Raw genomic sequence first — 17,281 nt, forward strand, 5'->3', positions numbered from 1 at the left:
CCCGAGCCCGAGCCCGAGCCCGAGCCCGAGCCGCTAGCCGTGGAGGCTCCCTCGGCCCCTCCGGCAGTGGCGGTCGAGGCGGTGGTGGAAACCGTTCTGGAAGCCCTGCCGGCTGCGTTGCCGGTAGCACCTGACGAGCAGGACGAGCAGGACGACGAGCCACCGCCCGCGGACGACTACTACGAAGTCGACATGGATACCCTGGCCTACCTGGATGCCGCGCCCGAGCCTGACGTGGTCGTGGTGGAGGAGCCGCTGCCGGCGGCGAAGCCGGCCACTGGCCTGGCCGCGGAGTGGCTGGAGCTGTTCCCGCGGCTCGGCCTCGGCGGCCTGACCGCCAGCATCGGTGCCAACTGTACGCTGGTAGCTGCCGACGGCGACCACTGGCATCTGCATCTCGATCCGGGCCAGAGCGCGCTGTTCAACGCCACCCAGCAGCGGCGGCTGAACGATGCGCTGAACCAGCACCTGGGGCGCACCCTCAAACTGGAGGTGACCCTGCAGAAGCCTGAGCAGGAGACCCCGGCCCAGGCAGCGGCACGCCGGCGTGCCGAGCGCCAGCGGGCGGCCGAGGCATCGATCGATGCCGACCCGTTGGTCCGGCAGTTGCGCGAGCAGTTCGCCGCGGTGGTCCGTGACGGTACCATCGAACCTTTGGAAGCCAAGGCCTGACCGGCGCTTGGCGCACGCAACAAGACGACATTCGAGGTGAAGAACATGATGAAAGGTGGCATGGCCGGCCTGATGAAGCAGGCGCAGCAGATGCAGGAAAAGATGCAGAAGATGCAGGAAGAGCTGGCCAACGCCGAAGTGACCGGGCAATCCGGCGCCGGTCTGGTCAGCGTGGTGATGACCGGGCGCCACGACGTCAAGCGCGTCAGCCTGGACGACAGCCTGATGCAGGAAGACAAGGAAATCCTCGAAGACCTGATCGCCGCCGCGGTCAACGATGCGGTGCGCAAGATCGAGCAGAACAACCAGGAAAAGATGTCCGGCTTCACCTCGGGTATGCAACTGCCGCCCGGCTTCAAGATGCCCTTCTGATTCTGCGTTCGTGCCGGGTCCGCCTTCTTCGGACGGCGCCCGGCAGCCATTCCCCTCCCTCTATCCGACGAGTCCTGCATGAGTTTCAGCCCGCTGATCCGCCAACTGATCGAGTCCCTGCGCATTCTTCCCGGTGTCGGGCAGAAGTCGGCCCAGCGCATGGCGCTGATGCTGCTGGAGCGCGATCGCAGCGGCGGCCTGAAGCTGGCCCAGGCGTTGATCGCCGCGATGGAAGGGGTCGGTCATTGCCGGCAGTGCCGTACCCTCAGCGAGGAGGAGTTGTGCCCGCAGTGCGCCGACCCGCGACGCGACGACTCGCTGCTCTGCGTGGTGGAAGGCCCGCTGGACGTATTCGCGGTGGAGCAGACCGGCTACCGCGGCCGCTATTTCGTGCTCAAGGGACACCTGTCGCCGCTCGACGGCCTGGGGCCGGAGGCGATCGGCATTCCCGAACTGGAAGCGCGGATCAGGGACGGAGCCTTCAGCGAGGTGATCCTCGCCACCAACCCCACCGTCGAAGGCGAGGCCACCGCCCACTATATCGCCCAGCTACTGGCCGGCCGCGGCCTGACCTTGTCGCGTATCGCCCATGGCGTGCCGCTGGGCGGCGAGCTGGAGCTGGTCGATGGCGGCACCTTGGCCCACGCCCTGGCCGGACGGCGGCCGATCTCCTGAGCTCTGTGCCTCCCGTATCCGTAGGACGGGCGGCCTATACGCCCTCGCCGATGGCCAGTTTCCCGTATTGAAAACCAAGCAAGCGCTAGGTAAGTTCTGAGGCTCCCATCAGGAGCCCGGCCATGACTGACTTCCAGCAGTACTTCGACGAGTCCCATCAACTGATCCGGGATTCGGTTCGCCGTTTCGTCGAGCGCGAGGTGTTGCCGTACATCGATGAATGGGAGGAGGCCGAGGAATTTCCCCGCGAACTCTATCTCAAGGCCGGCGCGGCCGGGATCCTCGGCATCGGCTACCCGGAAGCCTACGGCGGCAGTTGCGAAGGCGATCTGTTCGCCAAGGTGGCGGCCAGCGAAGAGCTCATGCGCTGTGGTTCCGGCGGCTTGGTCGCCGGGTTGGGATCGCTGGATATCGGCTTGCCTCCGGTGGTCAAGTGGGCCCGTCCCGAGGTGCGCGAGCGGGTAGTGCCGGCGGTGCTGCGCGGCGAGAAGATCATGGCCCTGGCGGTCACCGAGCCCTCTGGCGGCTCCGACGTGGCCAACCTGAAGACCCGTGCGGTGCGCGATGGCGATCACTATCGCGTCAGCGGCAGCAAGACCTTCATCACCAGCGGCGTGCGCGCGGACTACTACACGGTGGCGGTGCGTACCGGCGGCGAGGGTTTCGCCGGCATCAGCCTGCTGCTGGTGGAGAAGGGCACTGCCGGGTTCAGTGTCGGCCGCAAGCTGAAGAAGATGGGCTGGTGGGCGTCGGATACCGCCGAACTGTTCTTCGACGACTGCCGGGTGCCTGCGGAAAACCTCATCGGCGTGGAGAATGCCGGCTTCGCCTGCATCATGGCCAATTTCCAGAGCGAGCGCCTGGCCCTGGCGGTGATGGCCAACATGACCGCGCAATTGGCTCTGGAGGAGTCGCTGCGCTGGGCGCGCGAGCGAGAAGCGTTCGGCAAACCGATCGGCAAGTTCCAGGTGCTGCGCCATCGTCTCGCGGAAATGGCCACGCAACTGGAGGTTTCCCGGGAGTTCACCTATCGCCAGGCAGCGAAGATGGCCGCCGGCAAGAGCGTGATCAAGGAGATATCGATGGCCAAGAACTTCGCCACCGATGTCGCCGATCGCCTGACCTATGATGCCGTGCAGGTGCTCGGCGGCATGGGCTACATGCGCGAAAGCCTGGTGGAGCGGCTGTATCGCGACAACCGGATTCTCTCCATCGGCGGCGGTTCGCGGGAAATCATGAACGAGATCATCGGCAAGCAGATGGGGTTGTAGGGCCGCGTTCTATCAGGTGAAGTCCAGGTCGTAATGCGCCTGGCCACAGTGCAGGCAGTCGAAGCGGTAGATGGCCGGATTGCCGCCGGGCGTATAGGCGTCGACGAGGCGTTGCCAGGTGATAGCCGGCCAGGCGAAATCGGCGAAGCGCTGCGCCAGGCCCTCGGCTCCCAGTTGCCCGATTTCCTCACGCCCCGCGTCGCCGCGAAAGGCGCAGGCATCCTCGCAGCAAACCAGCCAGCGCTCCTGCTGCCAGGAGGTGTAGCCGGGCGTGCGCTCGCAGACTTCGGTGACGATATCCGCGGCGACGCCGGCGTCGAGCAGCGGATAGTCGTCGGAAAAGCTCGCTTCGTAGCGCGCGGCCGCGCTGCCGTCGGCTATGCACCAGGGGCAAAGGCTGCCGGGCGGCAACTCGTGGCGGGAATAGGGAGAACCGGTGTAGACGTAGCCACGAGCCTTGCCACAGCACTGGCAGGTGGTGGCGGAAGCCTCGATGCTGCTGCTGGCGAGCGGTTCGGGATGGTAGCGGAAGTGAGGAAGGGGAGGGTTCATGACGGCCGTACCCTGGAGACTGGCCGTCGAGTATGACGTGCCGGGCAGCCTAGCGGCTACCCGGCGGGCCTGTTCACTCGCTGGCTTCGCGGGCGCCCTGGGGGCTCTTCGGGCGCGGCGCGAAGCGCGCTGCCAGGCGCATGCTGGCGGTGACCAGGCGCTGGTAGAGCACTGGTGCCAGGCGCAGCATCACGTCGATCGCGTGGGCGTCGGTGCCGATCAGGATGCGCCGGCTGTCGCGCTGCACGCCGCGCAGGATGACCTGGGCGGCCTTCTCCGGGGTGGTCCGCAGCAACTGGTCGTTGAATTGCTCGCGAGCCTTGTCCGGAGCCTGGCCGGTGACCTTGGCCATGCTCTCGTTCATTCTCGCGGTCTTGGCGATGTTGGTCTTGATCCCGCCGGGATGCACGCAACTGGCGGAGACGCCGGAGTCCTCCATGTCCAGTTCCTGGCGCAACGACTCGGTGAAGCCACGCACCGCGTACTTGGTGGCGTTGTAGGCGCTCATGCCGGGCTGGGCGAACAGCCCGAAGACGCTGGAGACATTGACCACGTGGCCGTTGCCGGAGGCCTTCAGGTGCGGAAGGAACGCCTTGGTGCCGTTCACCACGCCCCAGAAGTTGATGTTCATGATCCACTCGTATTCCGAGTAGTCGCTGCCTTCCACGGTACCGGCGTGGGCGACGCCCGCATTGTTGAAGATCAGGTTCACCCGGCCATGTTCGCTGGCCGCCTTGTCGGCCCAGGCCTGCACCTGCTCGCGGTCGGCCACGTCGACGACCGCGGTGGAGACGCGTACCCCGCTGCTGGCGAGCAATTGGCGGGTCTCCTCGAGAGCTGCGGCATTGACGTCGGCCAGGGCCAGGTGACAACCCTGCCTGCCCAGCTCCACGGCCAGGGCGCGACCGATGCCCGAGCCTGCGCCGGTGATGGCGGCGACTTTGTTTTCGAACGACTTCATGCGGGTACCCCTTCGGCCTGTTGGCGGGCTTCGTTGCTCAGGGCGGCGAGCGGTGTCGTGGTGAGGTGGTAGGCGGAGGCGTCGAACTGCCGGGTCAGGGCACGGAAGCGCCAGGTGAATCCCGGCCACAGGGTGCAGTTGCGGCCGCTGACCGGATGCAGGTACCAGCTCTTGCAACCGCCCACGCTCCAGACGCTGCGGTCCAGCTTGCGCTGGAGGTATTCGTTGTAGCGTTCCTGCACCGGGGCCTTGACCTCGAGACTGAGCAGTTCGCGGCGCTTCATCAGCTTCAGCGCATCGAGGACGTAGGCGATCTGCGACTCGATCATGTAGACCATCGAGTTGTGGCCGAGGCCGGTGTTCGGTCCCATCAGGAAGAACAGGTTGGGGAAGCCGGCGGTGGTAGTGCCCTTGTAGGCTTCCGGGCCCTTGGTCCAGCTGTCCAGCAGGTCGCGGCCGTCGCGACCGAAGACCACTCCGCGGGGGATAGGGTCGTTGGCGGTGAAGCCGGTACCGAAGATGATCGCGTCGACCTCGCGTTCCCGGCCGTTGCCGTCGACGATTCCGTTGGCGGTGACGGCGCGGATGCCTTCGGTGATCACCGTGGAATTGGCGGCAGCCAGGGCCGGATAGTAGTTGTGCGACATGAGGATGCGCTTGCAGCCGATGGTGTAGTCCGGCGTGACCTTGCGGCGCAGTTCCGGATCCTTGATCTGCTTGTGGATGTGGCGGATCGCCAGGCGCTGCACCAGCTTCATTACCTGCGGGGCGAAGGTGAAGCCCAGCACCCGCCCTTCGAGCAGGCTGTAGAGGCCGCCGCGCCAGAGCTTCTGCACCAGCGGGAAGCGCCGGAAGCGCCGGCGCTCGGTTTCGCTGATTGCCCGGTCGGGTTTGGGCAGGATCCATGGCGGAGTGCGCTGGTAGAGATCGAGCGCGGCCACCAGCGGCTGGATCTCCGGGACGAACTGGATCGCCGAGGCGCCGGTGCCGATCACCGCCACGCGCTTGCCCTTGAGGTCGTAGTCATGGTCCCACTGCTGGGAATGGAAGACCTTGCCCTGGAAGTTCTCCAGGCCATCGAGGCGTGGATAGGCTGGGGTGGACAGGCCGCCCATGCCGGAAACCACGGCGTTCGCGGTGTAATGGTTGCCCTGGGCGTCATGCAGGTGCCAGAGGCTTTGCCGCTCGTCCCAGGCCAGTTTGCCGATCTCGGTGTTCAGCAGGGTCTTTTCCTGCAAGCGGTATTTTTCCCAGCACTTCTCCAGATAGGCGCGGATTTCCGGCTGGCGGGCGAACATCCGCGTCCACTCCGGGTTCGCTTCGAAGGAGAAGGAATAGACGTGGGATTGCACGTCGCAGGCGCAACCAGGGTAGTTGTTGACTCTCCAGGTGCCGCCGACGCCGGCGTCCTTTTCGAAGATCAGGAAGTCGTCCTCGCCTTCCTGGCGGAGACGGATCGCCATCCCCAGCCCGGAGAAACCGGTGCCGATGATGGCGACCTTGCAGTGCCGGGCGGCGGCAGGGGTGGGTTGGGTACTCATGGCCAAGCTCCTGTTATGATTGTTTGCTGGCGTATACACTCGTCTACCTGCGAATGTAGACATCTGTATACTTCAGGGTCAAGCCAACCTTAGGTAGGGTCGGCGCGGCGCAACGGCCGAACTTGTGGCGCATGGAAACAACCAGGTGGAACATGAGCGATATGAACGAAACGAAGGACAGGGTTGCCGACGCTCCCGGCAAACGCGCCTTGCTGGAGGCGGCCTTGCGCCTGGGCAGCAGCAGCCGCAGCCTGGGGGGCATCGGCTTGCGCGAGCTGGCGCGCGAGGCGGGCCTGAATCCGAACACCTTCTATCGGCATTTCCGCGATATCGACGATCTTGGCCTGACCATGATCCGCGACATCTCTACCCAGCTGCGCCAGCCGCTGCGCCAGCTTCGCCGCGAGGCCGCGACTCGTGCGGCGCCCGGCGCCCGAGCGCAGACGACGCCGTTCGGGCTGGACCTGGAAAGGGGGCGGCGGGTCTGCCGGGAGACGGTGCGGCTGTTCTTCGACTTCGTGGAGAGCAATCCCGCCGCGTTCATCGTCGGCGTGCGTGAACTGCATGGGGCTTCGCCGGTGCTGCGTGGTGCCCTGCGTCAGATCATGGATGAGTTCGCCGAGGACATGTCGGAGGACATCATCGAATTCAGGTTGTTGCCGGCGGTGAGCGAGGCGACCATCCGTCGCCTCTCCAGCCTGATCGGCCGCCAGCTGTTTCAGTTGTCGCTGGACTATATCGGCCAGCCGGAGCGGCGTCGGGAAATCTGCGCCTTGGGTGAGGAACAGATACTGCTGTTGTTCACCGGCGCCGCGGTCCTGCAGATGATGGGCGTTTCGTTGGACGCCGAGGCGTCAGGCCAGCTTGAGCAGGCTCATGCCGGCCAGCAGCAGCAACAGGCCGAGCCAGCCGCGCCAGGCCAGGCGCTGGCCGAACAGCGCCCAGCCCATGGCGACGGTGGCGAGGATGCCGAAGCCGCCCCAGATCGCATAGGCGAGTGACAGCTCGATGTCCTTCACCGCCTGCGCCAGCGCGGTGAAGGCGGCCATCACGCAGAGGATCGAGGCGATCCCGAGGCTGCGCCTGCGGAAACCGTCGGAGTATTTCAACAGCAGGTTGGCGACGACCTCGAGGGCGATCGCCAGGCCGAGCCAGGCGAAGGGAATCCAGTTCAGGGTCAGCATGTGACGGCCTCCCCACGGGGCTGCGCCGGCGTGCCGCTGGCGTTGCGGGTGCCGGACTTGATCAGCAGGATGCCGGCGATCATCACGCCGAGGCCGACGGCCTTGTACAGGCCGATGCTTTCGCCCAGCCAGGCGACGCTGACCGCCGTGATCAGGACGATGCCAATGCCTTCCCAAAGGGCGTAGGCGACTCCGACGGGGACACGCTTGACCGCCAGGGCGAGGAAGAAATAGGACAGGCCGATCATCCCGTACATCAGCAGCATGCCTGCGACAGGGGCGTGGGTGGCGGCCAGTTTCATCGAGGTGGTGCCGATCACTTCGGCGCCGATAGCCAGTAACAGATAGATCCAGGAACGCATGTTGCCCTCCCATGGGCACCGCGGAATGGAGGCCGCGGCCAAAGATGACGAAGAGCGGTGGCGAGGGGCGGGAAAGACCGCGAAGCGCAGGGGCGGTCGCCACCGACAGCAGGTGTCGAGGGAGGGAGCTAGAGGTCGCCGGTCCAGTGACGCTCGCGGGAGACCAGGCGGGAAGTGGGGAGAGGTAATGCCTTAGTGTTCAACATAATGAACATGATATTACCTCAGGGCATCGTAAAAAGCCAATCGATAGGAATTGACTAATTATTTCCTCCGTAAAATGGCGGATTCAGGAACGGTAGTCGAAACGGAGGCTTTTCCGTGTGCAATATCCTGTTCTTCTCTCGAATAAGAAACGCCAGGCGGGGCCTGGCGTCGGGGGCGGAGCGGCACTGGCGGAGGCGGGCTTCAATCGGCGAAGGCCAGTTTGTCCTTCCAGTATTTCTCCAGTTTCGCGGTGTCGTGGTCGCTGGGGTGGAAGCCCGGCCGGTAGTAGTCCAGGTAGGGCAGCAGCAGGCGGGTGAAGAAGCCCTTGCGCAGGCCGAACAGGGTGCCCAGGCCATGCTTCCAGGAGCGCCAGTTGAACAATTGGCCGTCCTTGCGTAGCAGGTCGAGCTGGAACCAGCCGATGACGCCGAAGAACATCAGGGTGGTCAGCATCATCACCAGAACCCGGGTGAAGTAGCCGCCGTAGACTTTCTGGTACACATCGTAGGCGACGTTCTTGTGTTCGTTCTCCTCGATGGCATGCCACATCCACAGCTTGTACATCTTCGGCGACTGCATCTGGATGGTCAGGTCTTCGCGCTTGAGCAGCTGCGCGGCCATGGTCGCGGTGAAATGCTCGAGGGCGCAGGTGATCGCCAACTGGTGTTTCCTGGTGGTGACCTTGCTGACGTTTTCCAGCAGGACCTTGATCCGCAGTTCGAGGCACTCCAGGTCGACCCCGTGCTCCTCGGCATATTCGTTGTAGGCGGCATGCTCCTTCGAGTGCATCGCCTCCTGGCCGATGAAGGCGCTGACGTCCTTCTTCAGTTGCGGATCCTCCAGGCGGTCGCGCACCGCGCGCACGCTATCGACGAAGAATTTTTCGCCGTAGGGGAAAAGCGAAGACAGGTTGTTCATGAACTGGGTCATGAAGGGTTGGCCGTCCCACCAGTACTTCGGGGTTTCGCTGAAGCTGAAATCCATCCGCCGCACGGGGAAATTGGCGCGAACCGGGGAGGCGGTGCCAGTGGCAGTCATGGCTAACTCCTTTTGTTGTTCTGGGGAGGGGAAACGCGCAGGTTTCCTCGGGTTCCCTATGGCGAGCTCGCTATAACACCTCTGAATGTGTCATTAGCTGATGTAATTATTGCAGGATTGTCCAACAGCGGGAGGTCATTCCTGGCCATTTCGAAGTCATTAATGGCCAGGTCGGCTCGACCAGACGGAAGATGGGGCGCAAGGAGCGAGCGCGGGGCGCCAGGGCGCCCCCCGGCGTATCAACGCTCGTCGAGAGCGAACGCGGTGAGACTGAAGGTGGAGATGCCGGCGTCCTGCAGGCGAGTGGAGCCGCCGAGTTCCGGCAGGTCGATGATCGCCGCGGCCTCGAAGACCCTGGCCCCGAGGCGTCGTACCAGGCTCGCGGCCGCCAGCAGGGTCCCGCCGGTGGCGATGAGGTCGTCGAAGATCAGTACGCTGTCGCCTTCGCAGAGGCTGTCGGCATGTACTTCGAGGAAGGCCTCGCCGTATTCGGTCTGGTAGCCCTCGGCGAGTACGTCGGCGGGTAGCTTGCCCTGCTTGCGGAACAGGACCAGCGGCTTGTTCAGCGCATAGGCCACCGCCGAGCCGATGAGGAAGCCGCGGGCATCCATGGCGCCGATGTGGCTGAAATCGACCTCGATGTAGCGCTGGACGAAGCTGTCCACGGTCATGCGCAGCGCGCGTGGCGACTGGAACAGCGGGGTGATGTCGCGGAACACCACGCCGGGCTTGGGAAAGTCCGGCACGGCGCGGATCTGCGACTTGAGGGTGAACTCGTCGAAAATCATGGAAGATCCTGGGCTGGGCGTTTTTCGGGGCCCATCATACAACGGGCCCGCGCTGAGGCGGGCCCGTTGGCGGTTCGCAGGCGCTTCAGCCTTCCAGCTGGCCGCCGGCGAGGGCGCACAGCTCGATGGAGTCGAGGATGTGCACTTCCTTGCCTTCCGCGCTGATCAGGCCGTTCTGCTGGAAGCGGGTGAAGACCCGCGACACGGTTTCCACGGCCAGGCCGAGATAGTTGCCGATCTCGTTGCGCGACATGGCCAGGCGGAACTGCTGGGCGGAGAAGCCACGGGCACGGAAGCGCGCCGACAGGTTGACCAGGAAGGTGGCGATGCGCTCGTCGGCAGTCTTCTTCGACAGCAGCAGCATCATCTGCTGGTCATCGCGGATTTCCCGGCTCATCAGGCGCATCAGTTGGCGGCGCAGTTGCGGCAGCTGCTCGGACAGTTCGTCCAGGCGCTCGAAGGGAATCTCGCAGACCGAGGTGGTTTCCAGGGCCTGGGCGGATACCGGATAGGTCTCGGTATCCATCCCGGACAGGCCGACCAGCTCGCTGGGCAGGTGGAAGCCGGTGATCTGCTCTTCGCCGGCATCGGTGATGCTGAAGGTTTTCAGGGCGCCGGAGCGCACGGCAAAGACCGAGCCGAAAGGATCGCCCTGGCGGAACAGGAATTCGCCTTTCTTCAGGGGACGACCGCGCTTGACGATCTCGTCCAGCGAATCCATGTCTTCCACGGTCAGCGACAGGGGGAGGCACAGCGGGGCCAGACTGCAATCCTTGCAGTGTGCTTGGGGCAGTGCGCGCACCTTGATGGTTTCGGCCATTGAGGGGTCCTTGCTAGGTTAAAGGCACAACAGGAGTAAGGGTAACGCAGCCGCGATGCGGGTGCCAGCCATAGGTCTGGCAACGACCATTTCTGACAGGCCGATGGCGTTTCCAATCAGTGACTTGCGTCAAACAACTGCGACTACCTGTCGCACCCTGTCAAGGGGCGACGAAAAGGGGGCTCAAGTTCGCGACGCGTGGGCCGATCCAATGGAAGAATTCCATTTTTCCCGGAGTGACTGGAATGTTGACCCTCAGTGGCTGGATCACCACCCAGGTGCCACCCTCGTCGCGCGCCGCCGCGGACGCCAAGGCCGCGCGGACCGGCACCGCCGAGCAGGCGGAAGACCCGGCCGCCGGCACCGACGCCGCCGATCAGCATGTACGGCTTTCCCAGGCAGGGCGCGAGCTGGCCGCCACCATGGGGGTGCCGGTGGAGGAGGAGGACGAGGATATCCCGCAGGAGTTGCGGCCGATGGTGAAGATGATCCGCCAGTTGAAGAAGAAGATCGAAGAGAAGCTCAGGGAGCTGCAGGAGGCCATGAGGTCGTCCGATCCGGGGGCGAAGGAGGCTCGCGTGCCTGAGTTGCAGAAGGAGTTGCAACAACTCAACTCCGCCCTGCAGACGGCGACGGCAGCGATGGCATCGGCCATCAAGGAGATGGGTATCAGCGACCCGGCGCTGATCATGAAGGTCATGGGCAGCCGGTAGAAGGGGCGGGGATTCACCGCCCTGTCGTGCGGGCAGGGCGGTGCGCTTTCAGATCACCCGGGAGAAGCGCTGCCGGTTGAGGCTGGGCAGGTAGCGGTCGAACAGCATGCAGATCGAACGCACCAGCAGACGTCCGGAAGACGTGATGTCGATGCCCTTGGCGTCCAGGCGGATCAGGCCATCGGCGGCGAAGCGTTCGAGATCGGGCCACAGCTCGGCGAAGTAACTGCGGAAGTCGATGCCGAACTCTGTCTCGATATCCTCGAAGGCCAGTTCGAAGTGGCAGATCAGTTGCTGGATCACCGCGCGCCGCACCCGGTCGTCGCTGTTGCAGTGCAGGCCGCGACGGATCGCCAACTGGCCGTTGTCGAGGCTGGTCTGGTAGTCGTTGATGTCGCTGCTGTTCTGGCTGTAGAGGTCGCCGATCTGGCTGATCGCCGAGACCCCGAGACCTACCAGGTCACAGTGCCCGTGCGTGGTGTAGCCCTGGAAATTGCGTTGCAGGGTGCCGTCTTCCTGGGCGCTGGCCAGCTCGTCGTCGGGCAGGGCGAAGTGATCCATGCCGATATAGCGGTAGCCCGCCGCGGCGAGTTGCTCGGTGGTGCGCTGGAGCATTTCCAGCTTCTGGCCCGGGCTCGGCAGGTCGTCGGCGTTGATCCGCCGCTGCGGCATGAAACGCTCGGGCAGGTGGGCGTAGTTGAACACCGAGAGGCGATCCGGCTGTAGCGCGATCACTTCGTCGACCGTGCGGGCGAAGCTGTCCGGCGTCTGTTTCGGCAGTCCGTAGATCAGGTCGAGGTTGATCGAGCGGTATTGCAGGGTGCGCGCGGCCTCGACGATGGTACGGGTCTCCTCCGGGGTCTGCATGCGGTTGACCGCCTTCTGCACCTCCATGTCGAAGTCCTGTACGCCGAGGCTGACGCGGTTGAAACCGAGTTCGCGGAGCAGGCCCATGGTCGACCAGTCGGCCTCGCGCGGGTCGATCTCGATGCCGTAGTCGCCCGAATCGTCGTCCAGCAGGTTGAGGTGGGTGCGCAATTGCGACATGAGTTCGCGCAACTGGCCGGGACTGAGGAAGGTCGGGGTTCCGCCACCGAAGTGCAGTTGCTCGACCACCTGCTCGCGGGAGAGGTGGCGGCTGACGATCTCGATCTCGCGGACCAGGCGCGCAAGGTACGGCGCGCTGCGCCCGCGATCCTTGGTGATCACCTTGTTGCAGGCGCAGTAGTAGCAGATGTTGGCGCAGAACGGGATGTGCACGTAGAGCGACAGGGGGTGTCCGGCCTTCCGGCTGTCGCGCAGGGCGTGCAACTGGTCGAACGGGCCGATGCCTTCGTGGAACTGCACGGCGGTCGGATAGGAGGTGTAACGCGGGCCGGAAAGGTCGTAGCGCCGAATCAGGTCAGCGTCCCAGCGAATGGTGTCGAGCATGCCAGAGATCCCCAGTTGGCGAGCTTTAGTCGGGAAGTCTAGGGATTGCGCCGGGAAGGCCTGTTGATTTGTATCAAGCGGGTGAATGTATACAGGATGTGTCGCCCGATGTTGGGACGGGCGTCCGTCAATGCCCCATCAGCCAGGCCTGGTGCGGTCCTGGGAGGGTCCAGAGGCCGAAGAGGATGACCATCAGGCCGCCCACGATGCGTACGCCGCGACGGCGCAGCAGGGCGGTCACCCGTTCGGCGGCCATGCCGGTGGCCAGCAGAACCGGCCAGGTGCCGAGGCCGAACGCCAGCATCAGCAGCGCGCTGTCCAGTGCCGATCCCTGGCTGGTGGCCCAGAGCAGGGTGCTGTAGACCAGCCCGCAGGGCAGCCAGCCCCAGATCGCTCCGAGCAGCAGGGCCCGTGGCAGGCTGGAGACCGGCAGCAGGCGCCGGGCGAAGGGTTCCAGGTGGCGCCAGAGGCCGCGACCGAGCGCCTCGACGCGGGTCAGGCCGCTCCACCAGCCGGCCAGGTAGAGTCCCATGGCGATCAGCAGCAGCCCGGCGACCACCCGCAGCGCGCCGGCCAACGGGGTGCGCGCCACCGCCCAGCCGGCCAGGCCGAGCAGCAGGCCGGCGCAGGCGTAGCTGAGGATGCGGCCGAGGTTGTAGGCCAGCAGCAGGCGCAGACGACGGCCGCGCTGTTCGGCGGGAATGGCCAGGGTCAGGGCGCCCATCAGGCCGCCGCACATGCCCAGGCAGTGGCCTCCCCCGAGCAGGCCGAGGATCAGCGCGGAAACCAGCAGCGGCGCCAGTTCAGCCACGCGGTCGGTCCTCGGGTTTCGACGGCTTCTCCGCTTCGTCGACGCCGGCCTGGTGCTTCGGGTCTTCGTCGTCGAAGAGAATGCTGTGGGCGGGGCCGTCGAGATCGTCGTACTGGCCGCTGTCCACCGCCCAGAAGAACACGTAGATGGCGATGGCGACGATGACGATCGCGACGGGGATCAGGATGTAGAGCGCGGCCATACGGACCTCGGCGAAGGGATTCGGGTCAGCCGCAGGGCGTTGACCACCACCAGCAGCGAACTGACCGACATGCCGATCGCCGCCCAGCCCGGGGTGATCCAGCCGAGCGCGGCGAAGGGCAGGACCAGGCCATTGTACAGGCTGGCCCAGGCCAGGTTCTCGATGATGATATGGCGGGTGCGGCGCGCCAGCCGGAAAGCCTGCACCAGGCTGTCCAGGCGGTTGGACAGGAGCACCGCGTCGGCGCTGGTCTTGGCCAGGTCGGTGGCGCTGCCCATGGCGACGCTGATGTCGGCACCGGCGAGCACCGGTACGTCGTTGACTCCGTCGCCGAGCATCAGCACCCGGCGGCCCTCGCCGTGCAGGCGTTCGAGCATGGCCAGCTTGTCGTCCGGGGTCAGGCCGCCGCGGGCTTCGTCGATGCCCAGTTCGGCAGCGACGCTGGCGACCATCGGCGAGGCGTCACCGGATAGCAGGAGGGTGCGCCAGCCGCGCGCCTTGCAGGCGGCGAGCAGGGCGGGGGCGTCGCTGCGCAGGCGGTCGTCGAGACCGAACCAGGCCAGCGGTCCCTGCTCGTCGCCGAGCAGCAGCCACTGTCCGGAGTCGCCGGGCATCGCGGGCGTGGCGCTGCCGCCCAGGTTGCTGACGAAGGCGGCCTGGCCGATGCGCAGGCGGCGGCCTTCCACCAGGCCTTCGAGGCCCAGTCCCGGATGGCTTGCGACGCTGTCGGCGGCCTCCGGCGCACGGCCGAAGGCGCGGGCGATGGGGTGTTCGGAACGGTTCTCGAGGGCGGCGGCGAGGGCCAGGCAGCGATCCGCGTCGAGATCGCGCAGGGGTAGCACCTGCTTGAGCGTCAGGCGGCCTTCGGTGAGGGTGCCGGTCTTGTCGAAGATTACCGTGTCGATGTGGTTCAGCCCTTCCAGCACGTGCCCGCGCGTGATCAGCAGGCCGAGCTTGTGCAGGCTGCCGGTGGCCGCGGTGAGCGCGGTGGGCGTGGCCAGCGACAGGGCGCAGGGGCAGGTGGCGACCAGCAGCGACAGCACCACCCAGAAGGCGCGCTGGTGGTCGACCTGCCACCACAGCGCGCCGACCGCTGCGGCGACCAGCAGGACGATGAGCAGGAACCACTGCGCCACCTTGTCGGCCAGTTCCGCCAGGCGCGGCTTGTCCGCCTGGGCGCGTTCCAGCAGGCGGACGATGGCCGACAGGCGGCTGTCGTCGCCAAGGGCGCCGACCTCGACGGTCAGCGGCCCCTCGACGTTCAGGGTACCGCCGGTGACGGTGTCGCCGGCCTGGCGTGGATGGGGCAGGTACTCGCCGGTGAGCAGCGACTCGTCGACGCTGGACTGGCCGTCGAGGATCACTCCGTCGGCCGGCAGCACGGCGCCTGGCGGTACCAGCACGCGGTCGCCGACGCGCAGTTCGCTGAGCAGGATGCGCTCGCCCTGGTTGGCGGCGTCCAGGCGCAGGCAGGACGCCGGCAGCAGGTTGACCAGTTGCGCGGTGGAGGCGGCGGTGCGCTCCCGCGCGCGGCGTTCGAGGTAGCGGCCGGCGAGGAGGAACAGGGCGAACATGCCGACCGCGTCGAAATACAGCTCGCCCTGGCCGGTGATCGTCGACCAGATGCCGGCGACGTAGGCGCCGCCGATCGCCAGCGACACCGAGACGTCCATGGTCAGGTGGCGGGTGCGCAGGTCGCGCAGGGCGCCACGGAAGAACTGGCCGCAGCAGTAGAAGACGATCGGCGTGGTGAGGATCAGGCTGACCCAGCGCAGGATGCGGTCCATGCCGGCGGAAAGGTCGAGGTTGAATTCCGGCCAGGTCGCCATCACCGCCATCATCACCTGGATCCACAGCAGCCCGGCGACACCGAGCTGGCGCAGGGCGCGGCGGTTCTCCATGGCCAGGCGCTCGGTGGCGTGGTCGGGTTGGTAGGGATGGCCGGCATAGCCGATCTGGCGCAGTTCGCCGAGCAACTGGCTGAGCGGCAACTGGCTGTCCTGCCAGCGCACGTGCAGGCGATGGTTGGACAGGTTGAGCCGCGCCTCGGCCACGCCAGGCAACTGGCGCAGGTGCTTCTCGATCAGCCAGCCGCAGGCGGCGCAACTGATGCCTTCGATCATCAGGCTGGTTTCCGCCAGCTCGCCCTCATGGCGGACGAAGCCGCCCTGTACGTCCGGGCGGTCGTAGAGCTGCAACTCTTCGCTGAGCGCCTTGGGCAAGGCTTCGGGGTTGGCGGCGTTTTCGCTGCGGTGCCGGTAGTAGCTTTCCAGGCCGCCGGCGACGATGGCCTCGGCCACCGCCTGGCAGCCCGGACAGCACATGGCCCGCGTCTCGCCGAGCACGCGGGCCTCGAAGCGGCTGCCGGCGGGGACCGGCAAGCCGCAGTGGTAGCAGGGCAGGGGGGCGCTCATGGGCGCTTCGCTTCTGCTCCCTGGAGCGGTTCGTCACCCAGCTCCATGACCACGGTCGGCGATACCACCTCTTCCTCGAACAGGCGCCACTGGCCGCTGCCTTCCTGGCCGAGCAGTTCGACGAAGCGACGGCCCTCGACGGCGTCGGTCAGTTGCCCGACGTAGCGCTCGCGGTCGGAGTTGCTGCGCAGCAGCTCCACGCGGCGGTCCTTCTCCGGCTGGGTCGGCGAGATCAGGTTGAGGGTGAGCTGATCCGGACGGCTGTTGCCGGTCAGGCGCACTTCGACTTCGCCGGTCAGGTCGTCGACCTTGACCTTGGCGTGGACTTGCAGGCGTACGGCCAGGTTCTCGCGTTCCAGGGAGCGGTTGATGCCCTTGCCGGCCTCGTAGTAGTTGTCGGTGACCAGGGTGTCCTGGTTGCGCACCGCGATGGTGACCAGGCTCAGCCCGAGCACCACCGAGGTCGCCAGGAGGGCCACGATGAACCAGGCCCAGAAGTGTTTGTACCAGGGTTGAGGGTGGGTCTCGGACTGCATGCTCAAGTTACTCAACGGGTGCGTGGGCCAATGAAGCGACTCTTCGCTTCTTTATGGATGCTCGGGTCGTCGGCCGACTCGATGGTGAAGACGATCTCGTTGGTGGTCGAAGGCAGCTTCTCCGGCTCGATGGACAGTTCCATCGGCAGGTTGAGGATGTCGCCCGCCGCCACCTTCAGCTCGCGCCGGCCTTCCAGGGTCAGGCCTTCGAGACCCTTGGCGCCGAGGATGTAGGTGTGGTCCTGCTGATCCTTGTTCATGATCTTCAGGCTGTACACGTTCTCGATGCGGCCGAGTTCGTTCTCGCGGTAGAGCACGCGGTCCTTGCTGACGTCGAAGCCGACCAGCGGACGCAGGACCACCGCGGTGATCAGGGCGGAGATCATCAGCACCAGGGCGATGGCGTAGCCGATCAGGCGCGGCCGGGCCAGGTGGGTCTTCTGGCCGTTGAGGTTGTGCTCGGTGGTGTAGCTGATCAGCCCTTTCGGGTAGTTCATCTTCTCCATGATGCTGTCGCAGGCGTCGATGCACGCCGCGCAGCCGATGCACTCGATCTGCAGGCCGTCGCGGATGTCGATGCCGGTCGGGCAGACCTGCACGCACATCGTGCAGTCGATGCAGTCGCCCAGGCCCTGGGCCTTGTAGTCGAGGGACTTCTTGCGCGGGCCGCGCTTCTCGCCACGACGCGGATCGTAGGAGACGATCAGGGTGTCCTTGTCGAACATCACGCT

The 17,281-nt window shown here is 65.8% G+C and carries 19 protein-coding genes and 1 pseudogene; 6 read left to right on the plus strand and 14 right to left on the minus strand.

All coding sequences use genetic code 11. From position 1 onward, the window contains the following. From HMPREF3014_RS35230 to HMPREF3014_RS26510, 4 genes are all read left to right on the plus strand, one after another. Positions 1 to 672 (plus strand): DNA polymerase III subunit gamma/tau C-terminal domain-containing protein (locus HMPREF3014_RS35230; protein WP_282986527.1); only part of this gene is annotated, 672 nt, incomplete at its 5' end. A gap of 45 nt (positions 673 to 717) precedes the next feature. Then, positions 718 to 1,044, plus strand: coding sequence for a YbaB/EbfC family nucleoid-associated protein (locus HMPREF3014_RS26500; protein WP_003087236.1), 327 nt, complete (start codon positions 718 to 720; stop codon positions 1,042 to 1,044). A gap of 78 nt (positions 1,045 to 1,122) precedes the next feature. After that, complete coding sequence (recR, locus tag HMPREF3014_RS26505; protein WP_023087605.1) at positions 1,123 to 1,719, plus strand: recombination mediator RecR; 597 nt, start codon at positions 1,123 to 1,125, stop codon at positions 1,717 to 1,719. Between the two features lie 122 nt (positions 1,720 to 1,841). Further along, complete coding sequence (locus HMPREF3014_RS26510) at positions 1,842 to 2,990, plus strand: acyl-CoA dehydrogenase family protein (RefSeq protein WP_003103930.1); 1,149 nt, start codon at positions 1,842 to 1,844, stop codon at positions 2,988 to 2,990. A gap of 12 nt (positions 2,991 to 3,002) precedes the next feature. On the opposite strand, the gene HMPREF3014_RS26515 is transcribed toward HMPREF3014_RS26510, so the two are convergent. The 3 genes from HMPREF3014_RS26515 to HMPREF3014_RS26525 form a co-directional block, all read right to left on the minus strand. Next, positions 3,003 to 3,542 (minus strand): CbrC family protein, encoded by a 540-nt coding sequence (locus HMPREF3014_RS26515; RefSeq protein ID WP_019682285.1) that lies wholly within the window; start codon positions 3,540 to 3,542, stop codon positions 3,003 to 3,005. Between the two features lie 73 nt (positions 3,543 to 3,615). After that, the gene (locus HMPREF3014_RS26520; protein WP_003103932.1) at positions 3,616 to 4,503 is read right to left on the minus strand and encodes an SDR family NAD(P)-dependent oxidoreductase; all 888 of its coding nucleotides are present in this window, start codon (positions 4,501 to 4,503) and stop codon (positions 3,616 to 3,618) included. Continuing rightward, positions 4,500 to 6,083, minus strand: a complete 1,584-nt coding sequence (locus HMPREF3014_RS26525; protein ID WP_003121915.1) for a flavin-containing monooxygenase — start codon at positions 6,081 to 6,083, stop codon at positions 4,500 to 4,502. The genes HMPREF3014_RS26520 and HMPREF3014_RS26525 overlap by 4 nt, the downstream gene beginning before the upstream one ends. 122 nt (positions 6,084 to 6,205) lie before the next feature. On the opposite strand from HMPREF3014_RS26525, the pseudogene HMPREF3014_RS35470 reads away from it, so the two are divergent. Then, positions 6,206 to 6,373, plus strand: a pseudogene (locus HMPREF3014_RS35470) (TetR family transcriptional regulator); the annotation flags it as partial. A gap of 525 nt (positions 6,374 to 6,898) precedes the next feature. Here the strand turns inward: HMPREF3014_RS35470 and mdtI are convergent. From mdtI to anr, 5 genes are all read right to left on the minus strand, one after another. After that, a complete protein-coding gene (gene mdtI, locus HMPREF3014_RS34050; protein WP_003117768.1) occupies positions 6,899 to 7,228 on the minus strand; it encodes a multidrug/spermidine efflux SMR transporter subunit MdtI in 330 nt (109 codons plus the stop codon). Beyond that, entirely contained in the window at positions 7,222 to 7,590 is a 369-nt protein-coding gene (locus HMPREF3014_RS26540) for a multidrug/spermidine efflux SMR transporter subunit MdtJ (RefSeq protein WP_003087256.1), read from the minus strand. Before HMPREF3014_RS26540 ends, mdtI begins: the two co-directional genes overlap by 7 nt. Before the next feature lie 408 nt (positions 7,591 to 7,998). Further along, a complete protein-coding gene (locus HMPREF3014_RS26545; protein ID WP_003087258.1) occupies positions 7,999 to 8,835 on the minus strand; it encodes a metal-dependent hydrolase in 837 nt (278 codons plus the stop codon). A 239-nt stretch (positions 8,836 to 9,074) separates the two neighbouring features. Continuing rightward, the gene (locus tag HMPREF3014_RS26550; RefSeq protein WP_003144906.1) at positions 9,075 to 9,623 is read right to left on the minus strand and encodes an adenine phosphoribosyltransferase; all 549 of its coding nucleotides are present in this window, start codon (positions 9,621 to 9,623) and stop codon (positions 9,075 to 9,077) included. Positions 9,624 to 9,708: 85 nt separating this feature from the next. Next, a complete protein-coding gene (gene anr, locus HMPREF3014_RS26555) occupies positions 9,709 to 10,443 on the minus strand; it encodes a transcriptional regulator Anr (protein ID WP_003087262.1) in 735 nt (244 codons plus the stop codon). Positions 10,444 to 10,688: 245 nt separating this feature from the next. Between anr and HMPREF3014_RS26560 the strand changes: the two genes are divergently transcribed. Beyond that, a complete protein-coding gene (locus HMPREF3014_RS26560) occupies positions 10,689 to 11,156 on the plus strand; it encodes a hypothetical protein (RefSeq protein ID WP_003103936.1) in 468 nt (155 codons plus the stop codon). 48 nt (positions 11,157 to 11,204) lie between these two features. Here the strand turns inward: HMPREF3014_RS26560 and hemN are convergent, their stop codons facing one another. The 6 genes from hemN to HMPREF3014_RS26590 form a co-directional block, all read right to left on the minus strand. Beyond that, entirely contained in the window at positions 11,205 to 12,587 is a 1,383-nt protein-coding gene (gene hemN / locus HMPREF3014_RS26565) for an oxygen-independent coproporphyrinogen III oxidase (RefSeq protein ID WP_003087267.1), read from the minus strand. 127 nt (positions 12,588 to 12,714) lie between these two features. Further along, on the minus strand, positions 12,715 to 13,398 hold the full coding sequence (locus HMPREF3014_RS26570) for a sulfite exporter TauE/SafE family protein (RefSeq protein WP_003087270.1): 684 nt from the start codon (positions 13,396 to 13,398) through the stop codon (positions 12,715 to 12,717). After that, positions 13,391 to 13,600, minus strand: a complete 210-nt coding sequence (ccoS, locus tag HMPREF3014_RS26575) for a cbb3-type cytochrome oxidase assembly protein CcoS (protein WP_003087273.1) — start codon at positions 13,598 to 13,600, stop codon at positions 13,391 to 13,393. Before ccoS ends, HMPREF3014_RS26570 begins: the two co-directional genes overlap by 8 nt. After that, the gene (locus HMPREF3014_RS26580) at positions 13,579 to 16,014 is read right to left on the minus strand and encodes a heavy metal translocating P-type ATPase (RefSeq protein ID WP_003111083.1); all 2,436 of its coding nucleotides are present in this window, start codon (positions 16,012 to 16,014) and stop codon (positions 13,579 to 13,581) included. Before HMPREF3014_RS26580 ends, ccoS begins: the two co-directional genes overlap by 22 nt. Continuing rightward, the gene (locus tag HMPREF3014_RS26585) at positions 16,011 to 16,550 is read right to left on the minus strand and encodes a FixH family protein (RefSeq protein WP_003159982.1); all 540 of its coding nucleotides are present in this window, start codon (positions 16,548 to 16,550) and stop codon (positions 16,011 to 16,013) included. The genes HMPREF3014_RS26580 and HMPREF3014_RS26585 overlap by 4 nt, the downstream gene beginning before the upstream one ends. Positions 16,551 to 16,561: 11 nt before the next feature. Beyond that, positions 16,562 to 17,281, minus strand: a 720-nt coding sequence (locus HMPREF3014_RS26590; RefSeq protein ID WP_048764604.1) for a 4Fe-4S dicluster domain-containing protein, incomplete at its 5' end; no start/stop codon positions are given.

This window comes from Pseudomonas sp. HMSC065H01 (assembly GCF_001815235.1).
Classification (GTDB): domain Bacteria; phylum Pseudomonadota; class Gammaproteobacteria; order Pseudomonadales; family Pseudomonadaceae; genus Pseudomonas; species Pseudomonas aeruginosa.